The organism is Ruegeria sp. AD91A (assembly GCF_003443535.1).
Classification (GTDB): Bacteria; Pseudomonadota; Alphaproteobacteria; order Rhodobacterales; family Rhodobacteraceae; genus Ruegeria.
In genome coordinates this window covers 2,897,321-2,913,575 of record NZ_CP031946.1, presented here as the reverse complement: position 1 = coordinate 2,913,575, position 16,255 = coordinate 2,897,321, and the positions used below count along the sequence as shown (strand labels likewise).

General features: G+C 56.8%; 17 protein-coding genes and 1 pseudogene. 10 read left to right on the top strand and 8 right to left on the bottom strand.

Going from position 1 to position 16,255, the window contains the following annotated elements:
• Positions 1 to 48: 48 nt before the first annotated feature.
• Positions 49 to 642, bottom strand: a complete 594-nt coding sequence (locus tag D1823_RS14595; RefSeq protein ID WP_117871205.1) for an HD domain-containing protein — start codon at positions 640 to 642, stop codon at positions 49 to 51.
• 206 nt (positions 643 to 848) lie between these two features.
• On the opposite strand from D1823_RS14595, the gene D1823_RS14590 reads away from it, so the two are divergent.
• From D1823_RS14590 to D1823_RS14575, 4 genes are all read left to right on the top strand, one after another.
• On the top strand, positions 849 to 1,163 hold the full coding sequence (locus D1823_RS14590; protein WP_117871202.1) for a hypothetical protein: 315 nt from the start codon (positions 849 to 851) through the stop codon (positions 1,161 to 1,163).
• Between the two features lie 103 nt (positions 1,164 to 1,266).
• Positions 1,267 to 2,655: an adenosylhomocysteinase gene (gene ahcY / locus D1823_RS14585; RefSeq protein WP_117871200.1), complete on the top strand. Its 1,389-nt coding sequence runs from the start codon at positions 1,267 to 1,269 to the stop codon at positions 2,653 to 2,655.
• A 13-nt stretch (positions 2,656 to 2,668) separates the two neighbouring features.
• Complete coding sequence (locus D1823_RS14580; protein WP_117871198.1) at positions 2,669 to 3,418, top strand: extensin family protein; 750 nt, start codon at positions 2,669 to 2,671, stop codon at positions 3,416 to 3,418.
• A 140-nt stretch (positions 3,419 to 3,558) separates the two neighbouring features.
• Positions 3,559 to 3,900, top strand: coding sequence for a DUF2853 family protein (locus D1823_RS14575; RefSeq protein WP_117871196.1), 342 nt, complete (start codon positions 3,559 to 3,561; stop codon positions 3,898 to 3,900).
• A gap of 219 nt (positions 3,901 to 4,119) precedes the next feature.
• Here D1823_RS14575 and D1823_RS14570 read toward each other — a convergent pair whose 3' ends face one another.
• The 5 genes from D1823_RS14570 to tsaD form a co-directional block, all read right to left on the bottom strand.
• The gene (locus tag D1823_RS14570; protein WP_162896852.1) at positions 4,120 to 5,187 is read right to left on the bottom strand and encodes a hypothetical protein; all 1,068 of its coding nucleotides are present in this window, start codon (positions 5,185 to 5,187) and stop codon (positions 4,120 to 4,122) included.
• 397 nt (positions 5,188 to 5,584) lie between these two features.
• Positions 5,585 to 6,007, bottom strand: a complete 423-nt coding sequence (locus tag D1823_RS14565; RefSeq protein WP_117871192.1) for an EVE domain-containing protein — start codon at positions 6,005 to 6,007, stop codon at positions 5,585 to 5,587.
• Positions 6,007 to 6,276, bottom strand: coding sequence for a YciI family protein (locus D1823_RS14560; RefSeq protein ID WP_117871190.1), 270 nt, complete (start codon positions 6,274 to 6,276; stop codon positions 6,007 to 6,009). Before D1823_RS14560 ends, D1823_RS14565 begins: the two co-directional genes overlap by 1 nt.
• A 1-nt stretch (position 6,277) precedes the next feature.
• Complete coding sequence (locus D1823_RS14555; RefSeq protein WP_117871188.1) at positions 6,278 to 7,240, bottom strand: NAD(P)H-dependent glycerol-3-phosphate dehydrogenase; 963 nt, start codon at positions 7,238 to 7,240, stop codon at positions 6,278 to 6,280.
• Complete coding sequence (gene tsaD, locus D1823_RS14550; RefSeq protein ID WP_117872915.1) at positions 7,237 to 8,334, bottom strand: tRNA (adenosine(37)-N6)-threonylcarbamoyltransferase complex transferase subunit TsaD; 1,098 nt, start codon at positions 8,332 to 8,334, stop codon at positions 7,237 to 7,239. Before tsaD ends, D1823_RS14555 begins: the two co-directional genes overlap by 4 nt.
• Before the next feature lie 86 nt (positions 8,335 to 8,420).
• Here tsaD and D1823_RS14545 point away from each other — a divergent pair, with 86 nt between their 5' ends.
• From D1823_RS14545 to D1823_RS14535, 3 genes are read left to right on the top strand one after another with little or no spacing between them, the layout of a single operon-like run.
• On the top strand, positions 8,421 to 9,146 hold the full coding sequence (locus D1823_RS14545) for a uroporphyrinogen-III synthase (RefSeq protein WP_254683741.1): 726 nt from the start codon (positions 8,421 to 8,423) through the stop codon (positions 9,144 to 9,146).
• A gap of 54 nt (positions 9,147 to 9,200) precedes the next feature.
• Positions 9,201 to 10,547 (top strand): COG4223 family protein, encoded by a 1,347-nt coding sequence (locus D1823_RS21960; protein ID WP_162896851.1) that lies wholly within the window; start codon positions 9,201 to 9,203, stop codon positions 10,545 to 10,547.
• Between the two features lie 10 nt (positions 10,548 to 10,557).
• Positions 10,558 to 12,051, top strand: a complete 1,494-nt coding sequence (locus tag D1823_RS14535) for a heme biosynthesis protein HemY (RefSeq protein ID WP_117871184.1) — start codon at positions 10,558 to 10,560, stop codon at positions 12,049 to 12,051.
• A 49-nt stretch (positions 12,052 to 12,100) separates the two neighbouring features.
• On the opposite strand, the gene D1823_RS22315 is transcribed toward D1823_RS14535, so the two are convergent.
• Both D1823_RS22315 and D1823_RS22010 read right to left on the bottom strand, forming a co-directional pair.
• Positions 12,101 to 12,331 carry a hypothetical protein gene (locus tag D1823_RS22315; RefSeq protein ID WP_371415284.1) on the bottom strand — a complete coding sequence of 77 codons (231 nt, stop codon included), beginning with the start codon at positions 12,329 to 12,331 and terminating at the stop codon, positions 12,101 to 12,103.
• Positions 12,332 to 12,341: 10 nt separating this feature from the next.
• A complete protein-coding gene (locus D1823_RS22010; protein ID WP_205512002.1) occupies positions 12,342 to 12,857 on the bottom strand; it encodes a transposase in 516 nt (171 codons plus the stop codon).
• Between the two features lie 607 nt (positions 12,858 to 13,464).
• Between D1823_RS22010 and D1823_RS22310 the strand changes: the two are divergent.
• From D1823_RS22310 to D1823_RS14515, 3 genes and pseudogenes are all read left to right on the top strand, one after another.
• Positions 13,465 to 13,690, top strand: a pseudogene (locus D1823_RS22310) (transposase); the annotation flags it as partial.
• An 86-nt stretch (positions 13,691 to 13,776) separates the two neighbouring features.
• Entirely contained in the window at positions 13,777 to 14,769 is a 993-nt protein-coding gene (locus D1823_RS14520) for an IS110 family transposase (protein WP_117871182.1), read from the top strand.
• A gap of 366 nt (positions 14,770 to 15,135) precedes the next feature.
• Positions 15,136 to 16,038, top strand: coding sequence for a trans-aconitate 2-methyltransferase (locus D1823_RS14515; RefSeq protein ID WP_117871180.1), 903 nt, complete (start codon positions 15,136 to 15,138; stop codon positions 16,036 to 16,038).
• The last annotated feature ends 217 nt before the right edge of the window (positions 16,039 to 16,255 follow it).

Genomic DNA, 16,255 nt, shown 5'->3' with positions numbered 1-16,255 from the left:
CTGATTCACCATCTCCTTTAACCACTCAACTCATGCTGAAACCGCCCTTTAGACCTGTGCGATCAGCTCTGCGTGTCGTGTTGTATAGGCGTGCCGCACCTCGACCGGAGGGCGCAACCTGATCTGTAGACCTGCCATGACCTCCCTGTCAGGGCGGCCAAAGAATTTTGTGGCTTCGGCCTCGGAAAACCCAGCGATTTGTGTGGCCTCCATCCAGGCACTGATCTTGTCGGCCTTCTTGATCTGGCGCTTCACCGTTTTCGGCACCTGCGCAGGAAGGCCGAACCGGATGTGGATCGCCGCCGCCAGGCGGTCATCCAGCGCGCCGTAGTCCGGACCAACGGCGGACTTCACAGGGGAAATCATATCGCCGATCACATATTCGGGCGCGTCATGTAACAAGGCGGCCAATCGCCACTTCACCGAGGCCTTGGGGGCAACGCGACCAAAAATCTCTTCAACCAATAGGGAGTGTTCAGCCACGGAATAGGCGAAATCGCCGTTTGTCTGACCGTTCCAGCGAGCGACAAAGGCAAGACCATGCGCGATATCCTCAATCTCGATATCCACCGGTGTCGGGTCCAGCAGGTCCAGTCTGCGACCCGACAGCATCCTTTGCCACGCTCTGGGTTGTGTTGCCATTCTGCCATGCCTTGTGAATTGGGTCACGTTCAATTCGCGTTTTTATGGTATGATGTACCTGTCTGAATCACATGCTGCCAACATTTTCTTGAGCGTTCGTGCTTTGAAACGGCGCGGTAGGATCCCGACATTAAGGACTGAGGGGGGTGCATTCTCCTCCCAGTGTGCCCCTCTCGAACTGAAACACGTATCGAAAGGAGCATCCTATGTTCAAACGTTTGTTCGCAATCGCACTGACCTTCGGAATGGCCGCCACCGCGCCGCCTGCCTTTGCCCAGAATTGTGCGGCACGGAATGACATCATATCCAAATTGCAGGAAAACTATGCCGAGGAATTAGCCTTTGGCGGTCTGCAAAAAACACGTGGCGCACAATCGGTGATGGAGGTTTGGACCTCGAAGGAAACGGGAAGTTATACCGTTTTGGTAACCAATGCGAACGGTATCAGTTGTATTGTTGCCGTTGGCACAGATTTTTTTGAAGCGATACCGAAGATCGAAATTGAAGGCACACCAAGCTAATATTGGCCATAACGTTTCCGATCACAGTCTTCAAAGTTGCCACCTGCCCCAAGGAATGCTAGGGGCAGCCAGGACTGTGAATTACCGGAAAATGGAGCACCTGATGGCCAGGGACTATATCGTTAAAGACATTTCATTGGCTGGCTTTGGCCGCAAAGAGCTGGATATTGCCGAAACCGAGATGCCGGGCCTGATGTCCCTGCGCACGGAATACGGCGAAAGCAAACCTCTGGCGGGTGCCCGCATCGTAGGTTCACTGCACATGACCATCCAGACGGGCGTTCTGATCGAAACACTGGTGGCGCTGGGCGCGGATGTGCGCTGGGCGTCGTGCAACATCTTCTCGACCCAGGACCACGCGGCGGCCGCGATTGCCGAAGCTGGTATTCCCGTTTTTGCGATCAAGGGCCAGACACTGGAAGAGCATTGGGATTATCTGGACAAGTCCTTCCTGTTCGAAGACGGCCCGAACATGATCCTGGACGATGGCGGTGACGCAACGCTTTACATCCTGCTCGGCGCTCGTGCCGAAGCGGGTGAAGACATCATCCCTGTTCCGGGTTCGGAAGAGGAAGAGGTGATCAAAAAGCAGATCGCCAAGCGTATGGCGGCAAGCCCCGGATGGTTCACAAAGATGCGTGACCAGATCCATGGCGTGTCCGAGGAAACCACCACCGGTGTGAACCGCCTGTATCAGCTGGTTAAGGAAGGTCAACTGCCGTTCCCGGCGATCAACGTGAATGACAGCGTCACCAAGTCGAAATTCGACAACAAATACGGCTGCAAGGAATCGCTGGTCGACGGTATCCGTCGCGCTACCGACACGATGATGGCTGGCAAGGTTGCCGTGGTCTGCGGTTACGGTGACGTGGGCAAAGGCTCGGCGGCGTCGTTGTGCGGCGCGGGAGCCCGTGTGAAAGTCACCGAAGTTGACCCGATCTGTGCTCTGCAGGCTGCGATGGACGGGTTTGAAGTGACCCTGCTGGAAGACGAAGTCGCCAGCGCGGACATCTTCATCACAACCACCGGCAACAAGGACGTGATCCGCATCGAGCATATGCGCGCGATGAAGGACATGGCGATTGTTGGCAACATCGGCCATTTCGACAACGAAATTCAGGTGGCCAGCCTGAAAAACCACAAATGGACCAATATCAAGGAGCAGGTGGACATGATCGAGATGCCCTCGGGCAACCGCATCATTCTGCTGTCCGAAGGCCGTCTGCTGAACCTTGGCAACGCCACCGGGCACCCATCCTTTGTAATGTCGGCCTCGTTCACCAACCAGGTTCTGGCACAGATCGAACTGTTCACCAAGGGTGACCAGTACGAGAACAAGGTCTACATCCTGCCCAAACATCTGGATGAGAAAGTGGCCCGCCTGCATCTGGATCGAATCGGCGTGAAGCTGACCCAGATGGACGCGGATCAGGCTGCTTATATCGGTGTCAAACCGGAAGGTCCGTACAAACCGGAGCATTACCGCTACTGATCGCTGTCTTGGTATGACGCAGAAATCTGGGCGCCGCCGGTATTTGTACTCGGCGGCGTCTTTCGTTCTCAGGCTGGCGGCAGTTGTGATCCTTTTGGGCGGTGGTGTCTGGTGGGTGTTGGCGCATCCCGAAACGTCGGTGCCGTCACATTGGAACCCGTTGCGCGATCTGAAAGTGACCGCCCCGGTCACACCTGTCACAAAGTTCCAGTTGAACCGCGCACTGGCCAGCGACGTACAGTGCCGGGCTGCTCTGGAAGACGCAGGTGTTCGTTTCGAGGCGATGGAGGATCTGATTGTCGATCAGAACTGCGGCATAGTCGGTCGGGGTCTTCTGACCAAATTGGTGACATCAGGGATCAAGGATGTTGAAACCAGTTGCGCCACGGCTTTGCGCCTGACCATGTGGGAACATCACGTCGTGCAGCCCGCCGCACGCGATCTGCTTGGGACCAACGTTTCCCGATTGCGCCACGTCGGCAGTTACAATTGCCGTCCTATGCGCACCGCACAGGGTGAAAACAGCGGATGGAGCAGCCATGCCCGCGCGGATTCGATTGATATTGTCGGTGTGGATACCGTTGATGGTCGGACGCTGACCTTGTTGTCCAACTGGCAGGACTCCGGTCCAGAAGCCGCTTTTTTACGGCAGATCTGGCGCGAGGCCTGCGGTTGGTTTCGTGTGGTTCTTGGGCCCGATTTCAATCGCTTGCACGCGGATCATTTCCACTTGCAAGGCCCAGGGTGGGGCTATTGCCGCTAGGCTTATCAGCAAGAAACTTACAGACTTTGACCAAGGGGGAGAAATCGCAGTTTTTTTTCCTTTTGGAAAAGCCCGAGACGCGGCTAGTCTTCCGACCATCGGTGAAAAGTGCCGGGTAAACGGATCAAGGAGACTAGGATATGGGCAAGCGCGACGAGCTGATCGCCAAATACGCAGAAGACCTGAAAACCAAATGCGGCATGGACCCCGATATGGACCTGCTGACCAAGGTCACCATCGGTTGTGGTCCGGCGATCTATGACGCAGATGCGGCGACTGTTGCGGCCAGCCAGGACTCTGAACTGGAAACCGTCAAGAACAACTTTCTGATCAAAAAGCTGGGTCTGGCAGATGGCCCCGAGCTGATGGAAGGGATCAACAAAGCGATGGAAACCTACGGCAAGTCCGAGCGCAACAAGTACCGCGCCGTCGTGTACTACATTTTGACCAAGCATTTCGGAAAAGAAGCCGTTTACAGCTGATCTGGACGGAAATTCACAAAACGCCCGCTCAGATTTCGGCGGGCGTACTTAATTTGAGTTGTTATTTAGAGACTTGGCGTTTGAAACGCAGCAGGCGATTGGGCTAAGCTCAACACGTGACCAGGACGGTCAGAACCAGATATTTCCATTCGCGTGTGGTGAGTAGGGAGCACGCGGGGGTAGGGAAGGTTCTGTATCGTCAGAACCTTCCCTCATTACTCATCTGAGCTCGCCAAGAATGCGCGCAATGAAGCTATCGAATTCAGTAGGCTGCTGGTCCGATCCCCCTTGCGAAGCACCGCCGCTGCCTGCCAGATAAACCTCTATCCGTCCCGGGCGGGTTTTGTTGCCCGAATTCGTGAAGTCTCTTAAAACACCGTCAAGAGCATCAGCCGCCAGCGCCGCATTTTCAGCGTCGCTTGGATGATAAAATCGAACCTGTGTTTCTCTGACGCGGAATCCCACGCGGTCCGTTGATACAACTGTCGCACGGCCCTGTGTAAGCAATTCGAAAGCCCGGCTGCTGGCTTCTTGTGACACTCTCGACGGGACAAAAAGCGAAACTTCCAGATCAATGGGGGGTTGTACAGGCAAAAGCGGTTTTACCTCTGCAAAAGACGGGACCGCTGACAACGTGATCTCTTGCGGGACGGGATCATTTAGTATCAAGGATGCCTGCGAAAAGCTGTCTTTGTTCGACCGGTTAGCGTGCCGCCACGGAGGTTCGACAGGAGCTGGAAACAAGGTTTGAGTATCGGCAGAAAAAGCGGCGGCCAAGATTGGCTCTAGTTGTGCCGGTATGAAAATCGCTGGCGGAGGCGAAGATGCGGCCGGTTCCTGGTCTGGGACTAGGGGCCCTGGTTTCACCGCGTCCGTACCCGATAGGTCTTCAGCAGGAACCGGTGGCGTCACAACTGCCTCAACCGAGGCGTTCTGGTCGAGAGGCGTGTCAGTGATCGAATCCCCGGTCTCTTCGGCGATTGCGAGGGCGGAAACGGGCGGGACCTCCAGAGCCGCTGAATCGGTAAGTTCCTCTTCTGTTTGTGTGTCTAGTTTGTCCGGCGGCCTTGCGTTTCTGACAATCGGCGCCCTGTCTGAAAGCAGCTCCTCGATTTCAGGAAGATTCTCCGTCGACGCATCCAAGCTTGCTGGGGTCTTTCCTTCTGTAGAGCGCCAGATTCCGGCAATATTGGTGACACCCCATTGCAGGACCGCGCCGCAAACCAAGGCGGCCAGAACAATACCTGCTCTAACTAAGGGCCTTTTCCTGACTTTTGGTTCTTCCAAATGCAGGGAACGGACCCGGTCTGATACGATCTCTTCGATTTTGGTTTCGTCCGGCCGGGACAGATACTCTGTCTCGGAAGGTTTCAAAACGGGCCTTTCCTGCGCTTCGTCTTGTGCTCCGCTAAGCACTTTTGCACGCTTTTCGCGCGCCTCTTTCAGGCGCGCTTCCCAATTTTTTGAATTCTTCGCAGCAACGGCGTCTTCGAATATCCCATTGCCGCCTTCTTCGTCAGACATGGGTTCATGCTTTCAAGAGAGACCGAACTTTAAACGAACACTGCCAAGTGTACGCGATTGCAGGATGCGCGATCGACATGCCCCCACTTGGCAAAGCCCATGGAAACATAGCATCTTGTCAGGTGTTTGAGAAGTTCTGCACCTGACGACATGTTCCCATTTAGTCAGGCAGCGTTTCACCCAGCATGCAAATTATCCGCCATTCGTCCTCGGTCACTGGCTGCACCGATAAGCGAGAGTTCTTCACCAGCACCATATTCGCCAGACGCTCGTCCGCCTTGATCTGGTCCAATGTTACGGGTTTGGAAAAAGGCCGCACGGCCTTGATGTCCACACACTCCCAGCGTTCGTCGTCTGTGGTGCTGTCGGGGTGGGCCTCGGCGCAGATCTCGACAATTCCAACTACGGATTTGTCCTTTTGCGAATGGTAGAAGAACCCCCAGTCCCCAACGTCCATCTGACGCATGAAGTTACGCGCCTGATAGTTGCGAACGCCGTCCCATTCCTCGCCCGCATCACCTTTCGCGACTTGCTGATCCCAACTCCAGGTCGACGGTTCCGATTTGAACAACCAATAGGCCATCAACCGATCACCTTTTTCCACGCGATCAGTTCGACCGATTGGAACAATCCAGCCTTCGCGTAGGGGTCGCTTTCGGCCCAAGACTGTGCTGCGGCCAGATCCTCCACGTTGAGGATTATCAAAGAGCCGATCATGGAATCGCCGTCCAGCAGTGGTCCGGCCTGTGACACGACGCCGGTTTCTTCGATATAGGCCAGGTGGGCCGAGCGGTTGTCCAATCGGGTTTGCAACGCGCCGGGTTTGTCACGAGCGATGAGGGCGATCAGCATGTTATTCCTCCTTGAGGGGTCGATTGAGCAGGTTTTGAATGGCCTCGGTGACACTGTAGGCGCCATAGCTCAGATCCGCCACAGTGGCGCTGATGGGCATATCCAGCCCTTCCTTGGCGGCTATGTCCGACATAGCGCGGGCGGTGGCGACGCCTTCGACCGTCGTTTGGCTGTCGAAGGTCTGATTCAGGCCCAAACTAAGGCCAAAACTATAGTTTCGGGACAGTTTGGACGAGCAGGTCAGCACAAGATCTCCTAGCCCGGACAAACCCATCAGGGTGTCGGGACGCGCGCCGCGCATCGCGGCAAAGCGTTGCATCTCGGCAAACCCGCGGGTCATCAAGGCTGCCCGGGCGCTGTCTCCAAGACCTGCACCGATGACGGCCCCGCAGCCAATGGCCATGACATTCTTCAGCGCACCGCCAAGTTCAGCGCCGATCGTGTCAGTGGTGCGATAGAGGCGCAGGTTCGCCGTCGTCAGTTCGGTCTGAAGCGCCTTGCCAAGTTTCGTATCCTCGCAAGCCAGCGTCAACGCGGTGGGCAGGCCGTGCGCGATATCATCCGCAAAACTGGGCCCGGTCAGCAAAGCGATGCGGGCATCCGGGACAACCTCCTTGATGACCGCGACAGGTCCAAGCCCCGAGGTCAGTTCAATTCCCTTGCAGCAGGCCACCAGAGTCTTGCCGCGCAGTGCAGGGGCGTGATCTTGCAAAGCGCTGCGCAATTTCTGCATTGGCACAGCCAATAAAAGCATTTCGGCTTTGAGCGCATCGGCAATGTCCGCGGTCAAAGCGATGTCCTTGGGCAAGGTTATGTTGGGCAGCCGGGTTGAGTTTTCGCGCATTTCGCGCATCTGCTGCGCCTGGCCGGCGTTTCTTGACCACAGAGTCACCGGCCCGTTGTCTGCCAGCGAGATCGCCAAGGCAGTGCCAAACGCACCGGAACCCAGAACGGATACGCTCATGCCTTGGCCCCTTTCTTGCCGCCGCCCAGCATCGCCGGGCTGCGCTGATCCAGAGGCCAGCGGGGTCGGGCGGTCAGGTCCAGCCCATCCCGTGCCCCGGAACGAAAGCGCTCAAGACCCGCGTAGGCGATCATCGCGGCGTTATCCGTGCACAACGCCAGCGGAGGTGCTATAAATCGGGTGTTATTTTTGGCGGAAACAGACTCTAATTTGGACCGAATGGCCAAATTTGCGGCAACCCCTCCAGCAACAGCAATCACGGGATCGGCCGGGCTGTGTTCCAGATACAGATCGATTGCGCGTCGGGTCTTTTCGGCCAACGTGTCCACAATCGCCTGCTGGAATCCAGCGCACAGGTCTGCGCGGTCCTGACGAGTCAGGCCGCCCTTTTCGGCCACAATTTGATCGCGCATCCGCATCAACGCAGTTTTCAACCCAGAGAAGGACAGATCGCAACCGGGCCGGTCGAGAAGCGGCCTTGGAAACTGGAAGCGGTTGGGATCACCGGCGCGCGCCTCGGCCTCGACGGAAGGGCCGCCAGGTTGCGGCAGGCCCAGCAGGCGGGCGGTTTTGTCGAAGGCTTCACCCGGCGCATCGTCAATAGTACCGCCGAGGCGGGTAAACTGCTCGGGCCCGTGGGCAATCAGGTATTGGCAATGTCCGCCCGACACCAGAAGCACCAGGTAGGGGAAGGCTATGTTGTCTGTCAGGCGTGGTGTCAGCGCATGACCGGCAAGGTGATTGACACCCACCAGCGGCAGACCGGTGGCCGCGCTGAGCCCCTTGGCGCACATCACGCCGGACATGACCCCTCCGATCAGACCCGGCCCTGAGGTGACGGCAATGGCGTCCATGTCCCTCAGTGAAAGCCCCGCGGCTTCCAGTGCTTGCACGACACAGACATCCAGCTTTTCTGCATGTGCCCGGGCTGCGATCTCGGGCACGACGCCGCCATAAGCACTGTGCAGATCGATTTGGCCATGCACAACGGATGACAGGATTTCGGCTTCGGCGCTCGCCATTTGGCGCACGATGGCTGCGGCCGTATCGTCACAGCTGCTTTCCAATCCCAGTACGGTAAGTGTTTGCACCATCACCCTGATCCGTTGCATCATGATCTTACGGCGGGGTATCACCCTGCGCGGATGCAAACAATCCTGAAGGGCCAAGGGGCCACACGTTGTATTTGTTGATGACCCGCCCGCGCGCCGCCTCTGAAAGGTTCGTTGCGCAGTTGCCGACCCGCACCAGATCACGGGTTCAGGTCATCTATTCCCCGATCATGGAAATCCGGCCTCTGCCGGTTGCCGTTGAGACCGAGGGAGTGCAGGGATTGATTTTCACCTCGGCCAATGCCGTGAACGCGGCGGCCGCGAAAGGTGTTGACCGCACCCTGCCTGCGTTCTGCGTCGGGCCCGCAACAACTGGCACAGCGAAAGGGTACGGTTGGCAGGCCGAGATGGTCGGGGCCACGGCAGAGGAGCTGGTGGGACATCTGCTCAAGCGGCGGCCCAAAAGCCCGTTGTTGCATTTGAGGGGTGAGCACACGCGTGGCAATGTTGCCGGTCGACTGACCGAATCTGGTTTGGCCGTGCGGGAACAGCCCGTCTACCAACAAAGACTGTTGCCGCTAACACCCGAGGCGGCCGAAGCGGCAGATGGAGATTCGCCAATAATCGCTCCGCTTTTTTCGCCAAGGACGGCGCGACATTTTGCCGATATTTGGGTTGGATCAGCGCCATTGTGGCTGGCTGCAATCAGTCAGGCCACGGCTGATCCCCTTTATTCGTTGGACTATGCGGGCCTGAAGATCGCGAAGATGCCGACACCAAAGAAAATGCGTAAGGCTGTTAAAAAGCTTGCAAAACATGCGTTGCGGGTTGAGGGCGGCGCGGTCCCCGATTAACTTGACCTGGGCTGTTATTCATCTGAATTTGGATTCGATAAGAGGAATATTGCGTTGGCTGGTAAGAAAAAGTCCGAAGAAAAGCCGGTGGAAAGCCCTCAGGCGGATGACGTCGTCGAAACCGAACTGCAACAGGGCGATGCGCCTGTTGACCCGGCTGAAAACGTAGAAGAAGACTTTTCCGAAGCCGAAGCCGAAGCCGAAGCCGAAGCCGAAGCCGAAGCCGAAGCCGAAGCCGAAGCCGAAGCCGAAGCCGAAGCCGAAGCCGAAGCCGAAGCCGAAGCCGAAGCCGAAGCCGAAGCCGAAGCCGAAGCCGAAGCCGAAGCCGAAGCCGAAGCCGAAGCCGAAGCCGAAGCCGAAGCCGAAGCCGAAGCCGAAGCCGAAGCCGAAGCCGAAGCCGAAGAAAAAGTTGTTGAGCGCGTCGTTGAAAAGCGTGGCGGGTTTGTGCCTGCTTTGCTGGGTGGTGCCATTGCAGCCGCTGTCGGGTTTGCGCTGGGCAATGGTGGGCTATTGTCAGGTGGCTCTGACACTTCGGATACCTTGGCGGCGTTGGAGTCCAAACTGGCAGACCAATCCGACCAGATTGCCAAGCTGTCGCAAGAGCTTGCAAACAGTCCGGATGTTGCCGGTTTGACGGATCAGGTCAAAGCGCTGTCCGACAAACTGACACCCGTGGAAGGTGACCTGAGTGCGATCAAATCTACTGTGGATACGCTGTCAGGCCAGATCGGACCATTGTCAGACCGAATCGCGACGCTGGAGAAGACCCCGATCGAATCCAGCGTGTCGCCCGAATCCATGGCCGCCTTTGAAGCTGAGCTGAAGAAGCTTCAGGATTCTCTGGCCTCGCAACGTGCCGAAGTTGAAAAAATGGTTTCGGACGCTCAGGCGCTTGAGGCAAAAGCATCAGCCGACGTCCAAACTGCGGCAAATGCCGCTGTTCTGTCCCGCTTGCATGGCCAGTTGGATGCGGGCCAGCCCTATTCCGATCTTGTTGCGGAACTGAAGGCAGGCGGCGTGGATGTGCCGGATGCTCTGTCCGGGTCGGCTGAGAAAGGTGTGGAAACCCTCTCCTCTCTGCGGGCCAGCTTCGCGCCTGCGGCCCGATCAGCGCTGGCAGAAGCGCGTGATGCCGACAAGGGCGCTGGCCTGATTGCCTTCCTGCAACGTCAAACAGGCGCGCGGTCGGTCATGCCCCAGGAAGGGGATGGGCCAGATGCCGTTCTGTCACGTGCACAGGCTGCGCTCGCGGACGGAGACCTGGTCAAAGCCCTGAGTGAATTGAAATCACTTCCCGAAGCGGCACAGGCCGCAATGGCCGATTGGGAACAGGCGGCCCAAACACGGGTCGCGGCCGTCGATGCGGCGAATACACTGGCTTCCAGCCTGAACTCGAACTGAAGGACCTGCCATGCTGTGGTCACTGTTTAAGATCCTTGTTTTTGTTGCGATTATCGGCCTGCTGGCGCTGGGCGGTCACTTCCTGATGCAAACCAGTGGCGGGGTTCAGATCACCGTCGCGGGCACAGAATTCACGCTGGGGCCGCTTCAGTCAGTGATCGCGCTGGGTGTGTTGGTCATTGCAGTCTGGCTGTTTTTCAAGTTGCTCAGCCTGCTGATCGCAACGCTGAAATTCCTGAACGGTGACGAAACTGCCTTGTCCCGGTATTTTGACCGAAATCGCGAGCAAAAGGGATATCAGGCGCTGGCTGATGGCCTGATGGCGCTGGCCTCGGGCGAAGGGCGCGTGGCGATGACCAAAGCCACCAAGGCCGAAAAACTGCTGAACAAGCCTGAGCTGACAGATCTGTTTGTGGCACAGGCCGCCGAGATGACCGGTGACACGAAAAAGGCATCGGATACTTATAAAAAACTGGTGACCAACAACGCGACCCGGTTTGTTGGCGTACGCGGGATCATGAAGCAGAAGCTGGCCGAAGGTGATGATGAAACGGCCCGCAAACTTGCCGAGAAGGCCCTGGCGATCAAACCGCGTCACGAAGAGACGCAGGATGTGTTGCTGAACCTGCAAACCAAGGCGCATGATTGGGCCGGGGCGCGTTCGACCCTGACCTCCAAGTTGAAGGCCGGGTATTTGCCGCGCGATGTTTTCAAACGGCGCGATGCTGTTCTGGCCTTGTCCGAAGCCAAAGGCATTCTGGACGAAGACGCGACCGTCGAACAGCAGGAGCGCGCGATCGAAGCCAATCGTCTGTCGCCCGATCTGGTGCCTGCCGCTGCCATGGCCGCCCGCGCGTATATCGCCAAAGGCAAACCCCGGGCTGCGACCAAGATTCTGAAAAAAGCATGGGAGGTTCAGCCACACCCGGATCTGGCCCATGCCTTTGCCGAAATCGTACCGGATGAAACTCCCGAGCAACGTATCAAGAGGTTCACGGCGCTAACCCGCATTCACCCCGAGAATATGGAAACGTGCCTGATTCTGGCAGAATTGAACATCGTGGCCGAGGATTTCCCCGAAGCCCGCCGTGCGTTGGGTGATTTGGTTGAAAAGCAAGGTGATGCGCGCGCCTACACGTTGATGGCTGCGATCGAACGTGGCGAGGGGGCCTCGGACGCCGTTGTGCAAGGCTGGTTGGCCAGGGCGCTGAATGCGCCGCGTGGTCCGCAATGGGTGTGCACCAACTGCCATGATATCCAACCCGAATGGGGGCCGGTCTGCCAGAACTGCGGAAGCTTCGACACACTCAGTTGGCAAACGCCGCAAACGCCTGAGATCGCAAGCGCGACCGGCGTACACATGTTGCCTTTGATCGTTGGTGCGCTTGAGGATCAATCAGAAGAGCCCGAAGTCGCGGAACCTGTGGATGAGGTCGATGTGGTCGAAGTGGCGGCAGACGCCGTAGAGGTTGCAGAGGAAGACGAGGCTCAAAAGCAGGCCTGAGCCCCGCAACGCCCAACTATCAATTGTCGGCCCTGGCAACTGTTTCTTTTTATGCAGGTTGAGGTGTCCATTTCTGGCGCGTTTTGCAGAGAGCGTTTGCGGCTGTGACAGGCTTTCTTGCAACAGCAGTGATGATGACCTTGCGAGGTTTTCCGGCGGCGCATAGGCGGTTGGCGACTGTCATGAGGACTGGATTGTGATGGCTGGCGACGAGAGCGGCCTGGAACATCACATGCCATAGCAATCGTCGGCCACCGCCAATTGTGCGCCGACCACGCATGGCTCCGCTGTCATTTGCAATTGGCTCTAGGCCTGCGAGCGCGGCGGCTTGCTCGCCGGTGATCTGGCATCTCTGTGATCGGCATGGTGCTGGCAACCGGTCTGATCCCGGGAACGGAACGCGGGATGCCAGCCGTCGTGGCAAGGCTCTCATCTGTGGCGATGATATTTTCGATCCGGGCCTCAAGCTCTGCAATCTGATAATCCAGCAGGTCTTTCAATTTGGCATCCAAGGCTTCGAACATGTCAGCCGATCCCATCTTCCCATGCGCCTTGATCTGCGCCAGAAGCCGCTTTCGCGTCTCGACAAGTTGTCCGCGCTTGGACAGCAAGGCTCTGAGAAGACGTATCTTTGCATGTGGGAGGTTGCGCCTTGCATCTGGTCGGAAATCCATGAACTGCGCAATGTGTTCTGCATCGATCCTGTCCGTTTTCGCCCTCGTGCCTCGACTGGCTGCCAAAGCCTTGATTTGAGCTGGCGGCAATTTCCACGTCGTGACCCCTACTGCGTCAAGGCCGGACCACAGATGCCATTACTGCCCGCTGGCGGCTTCCAAGCAGATGTGGGCATTTTGTGAGAGCGCCAGGTCGCCCTAGCGCACGTGTCCTTCATGGTATTGGGCATTCGCAGTCTTTGTTTGCTTGGCAGGCAATGAATATCCAGCCCATCGCGGCTGACCTCCATGCCCCCTTTCCTCTAGGCAGATTGCTTCGCAATCACCTGCCGGACAATCGATGATCGCAGCCTGTGTTACCGTATCCATAGTCTCTTCCTTCTGATCCGTGGTCCAACTTGGCCACATGCAACTGTTCGAGATGATGAAGAGAGACGGTGCTGGCTGGCCAGCAAACGTGGTCGAACCCACAAGGCTCAGATGGCATACACCGCCTCGTCAGCAGCCTCGGCCAAAGTCGCTGACGGGGGCCGCATAACAGAGTGGAGATACAGAAGGCTCGGGACCAGTTGATTTCCACTTAGCCTCATGACTCACGGGGTTCGAAATGGCGGTGAATATGTCTGACCTTTTCTGGTTGAGCGACGCGCAGATGGCGCGTTTTGAGCCCTTCTTCCCGAAGCCCCACGTTAAGCCTCGTATTGATGTTAGGCGTGTGCTGAACGGCCTGCCGAAGGTCGATTTGTTCAGAGAAGCATTGAAAGGCACAGGGATACGCGCCTGCATCCCGGGCCGAAAGCAACGCAAGAAAACCGACAAGTACGACAAGCGCCGCAACCGGTTTGAAATCGTGTTTGGCAGGCTCAAGGACTGGCGTCGCGTCGCGTCGCGACATGCAACGACAGGTGTCCGAAGGTTTTCCTTCAGCCATCGCCCTTGCCGCTCTCTTCATTTGCTTGTCATGAGTCATCGGGAAATTTGTGGTTGCTTCCCTCGGAGCTGAAAGAGGGCTCACACTTCTGGCTGGTGAAGCTGATGGAAGGAAGTAACCATGAAATACTATGTCGGACTGGACCTGTCGATGGACAGCATGCGGGTTTGCATCGTCGATGAAAACGGTGGGAAAGTGGCCTCGATGAAGGTCGAGAGCGCGCCTGACCAGATCGCAGGTGCGTTGGATCGAGTCGGCGACATTGAGGGAGCGGTGATCGAATCCGGCCGCATGCCGGCGGCAATCTGCCACGGCTTGCGAGCTTCTGGCGTTCCCGTTGTGTGCATAGGCGCGCGGCAGGCGCATCAGAACGTAAAGGCATTAAAGGTGAACAAGACTGACCCGCATGATGCAGCCGGGCTGCCGCAATTTGCCAGGACAGGCTTCTACAAGGAAGTGCATGTTAAATCTACGGCCGCCCATGGTGCGCGCTGTGTCATCGCGATGTGCAGTCATCTCGTTGAAGCCCCGCTGCGGCTCAAAAACACGATCCGAGGGATATGTGCAACTTTCAGGTTCAAGCCCGGCCCCGGTCAGGACATGTCGTTAATCGACCGGGTGATGACTGCTGCAGATATACCGGGCACTCGCCAGAGAATCACAGCGCTGGTCGCCACCAGAGCCGGGGTGGTGGAACAGATCAGGCAACGGGATCGTGCCTTGCTTGAGTTCGCTCACCAATCGTCGGCCTGCAGGCAGCTCATGATTATACCCGGCGTTGGCGTTCAAACTTCCGCCGCTTCCGCAGCCATGGATCAAGCTGACCGCTTCCGGCAATCGCGCACAGTAGACGCCCACATCGGATTGGTCCCCGGGCGTCACCAATCCGGGGAAATCGATTGGACAGGACGCATCACCAGACAGGATGACAGCATGGTCTGCAAGCTGCTCTACGAAGCGGCCAACTCGATCCTGACGCGCAATCGTGACAACTTCGCCCTCGCAACCAGGGCCCAGAAGGTCGCCAAACGCCGAGACTTGAGAAAGGCACGCGTGGCGCCTGCCGTTATCAAGCACGCGATGCTGCGTGACGGAGCTGTGTTCGAAGCGTGAGGTGAGATAGAAATCATTTGCCTGCGGTGAAGCCGGAAAGCTGATCCGAGGGCAGTGTCCCAAGAGGGAACGCAGGGACGAACGATCTGCAAAGGTTACCGGATGGGCCCAGGAGCCCGCTTCGAGTCAACGCAACCTTCGGCCTTGTGAAACCCGATACAGTACGATCGGCTCACAGCAATCGGTGCGGACAGACCCTTGAAACCCTCAAGGGAAACACCGCCAAGCTCCACAAATTACAGATCCTGACCCTAAGAGCTTTAGCAAGACATTGCCCGTCGACTAAAGGTCCGTAATTCAATCAATTGTAATCGAGCATTTCGTGACGTACCTAACGAGCATTATTCCAGATCCAGGGCGCCGGGTATGAAAGACTTGTATGAAAGCTTCAATGAGAAAACCGATGCAGATTGGCTTCAGCTATGGCTGGATAAAGCCGAAAATAAAGGAGGCGAGCTTGCAAGCGCTCTCCCCAACTTTCCTCCAAATGATATTCAAGTCGAATTTGTCGGAAGCGCGCTTTCCAGTGCAATCAGAGAAGCGTATGGTTTTTATGTGCACGCAAAGAAGATGTTTTCTACGTACGGCGAAAACCCGAGCAAAGATGATTGCTTTTTGGATTTCGGATGTGGTTGGGGACGTTATATCCGTTTGTTTTCGAAAGATTATCCAAGTCAATCTATATTCGCCGCAGATGTAAATGCCGACATCGTTGATGAGTGTCGGAAAAGAGGTCTTCCGGGCGGGTTCATGCATATTTCCCCATTGGGTGAGTTTTCGCTGCCCGAAGGCAAGATTTCATCTGCGATGGCGTATTCAGTTTTCACGCATCTTCCAGAGCATGTTCATTTGCATTGGCGTATCGAGCTCGCGCGCGTTACTAAACCCGGCGCTGTTCTGGTGATCACGGTCCAACCGAAGCGATTCCTGAGATACATTGAGAATCGCGGGCGCGAGATATTGGGCCCGAAAATATTTGGAAACAGAATTGGTTTGCTTCGTCACTTCCAACTTGGAAAACGAAGAGGTTCGAACGCTTGGCACAAGCTACTTGCAGAGTCCGCAGATATGGTGCCCGAGTTTGCCTCGCGTTATGACAGCGGCGAACTGGTCTTCATGGAAGGCACAGATGGCAACAAGACTTACGGCGATGCGATCGTGCCAGTTTCATATATCGAGGAGAACTGGGCCCCGGACTTCAAAGTCGTCGACGTCGTAGATGACAAATCCAGGTTTGCTCAATCGGTCATTACGCTCAAACGGATTTGAACAACAAGCAATTCCTGCGGGTTTTCAAGCCAGAGAAAGCAGACACGTAACGGGTTGCAGCGATCAACGCGAGATCGCCAATATTCAATTTATGCGCGAAAGCGCTTGTCGAGGAAATCAATCTTCGGTTTCGCCCCGCGTTGCAGACATTCGCCAGGCCTCATGAGCGATAAGCTGGCTGCTGGCGCGGCAGTCATTCGTCCAAGGCAATGGAACG

Bases quoted from the DNA above. Each gene is read 5' to 3' on its own strand.
- D1823_RS14590 (WP_117871202.1), top strand. From the start codon at position 849: ATGTTCAAACGTTTGTTCGCAATCGCACTGACCTTCGGAATGGCCGCC.
- D1823_RS14595 (WP_117871205.1), bottom strand. From the start codon at position 642: ATGGCAACACAACCCAGAGCGTGGCAAAGGATGCTGTCGGGTCGCAGA.
- ahcY (WP_117871200.1), top strand. From the start codon at position 1,267: ATGGCCAGGGACTATATCGTTAAAGACATTTCATTGGCTGGCTTTGGC.
- D1823_RS14580 (WP_117871198.1), top strand. From the start codon at position 2,669: ATGACGCAGAAATCTGGGCGCCGCCGGTATTTGTACTCGGCGGCGTCT.
- D1823_RS14520 (WP_117871182.1), top strand. From the start codon at position 13,777: ATGAAATACTATGTCGGACTGGACCTGTCGATGGACAGCATGCGGGTT.
- D1823_RS22315 (WP_371415284.1), bottom strand. From the start codon at position 12,331: ATGCGTGGTCGGCGCACAATTGGCGGTGGCCGACGATTGCTATGGCAT.
- D1823_RS14560 (WP_117871190.1), bottom strand. From the start codon at position 6,276: ATGCTGATCGCCCTCATCGCTCGTGACAAACCCGGCGCGTTGCAAACC.
- D1823_RS14535 (WP_117871184.1), top strand. From the start codon at position 10,558: ATGCTGTGGTCACTGTTTAAGATCCTTGTTTTTGTTGCGATTATCGGC.
- D1823_RS14555 (WP_117871188.1), bottom strand. From the start codon at position 7,240: ATGAGCGTATCCGTTCTGGGTTCCGGTGCGTTTGGCACTGCCTTGGCG.
- D1823_RS14515 (WP_117871180.1), top strand. From the start codon at position 15,136: ATGAAAGACTTGTATGAAAGCTTCAATGAGAAAACCGATGCAGATTGG.
- D1823_RS14565 (WP_117871192.1), bottom strand. From the start codon at position 6,007: ATGGCCTATTGGTTGTTCAAATCGGAACCGTCGACCTGGAGTTGGGAT.
- tsaD (WP_117872915.1), bottom strand. From the start codon at position 8,334: ATGGTGCAAACACTTACCGTACTGGGATTGGAAAGCAGCTGTGACGAT.
- D1823_RS14575 (WP_117871196.1), top strand. From the start codon at position 3,559: ATGGGCAAGCGCGACGAGCTGATCGCCAAATACGCAGAAGACCTGAAA.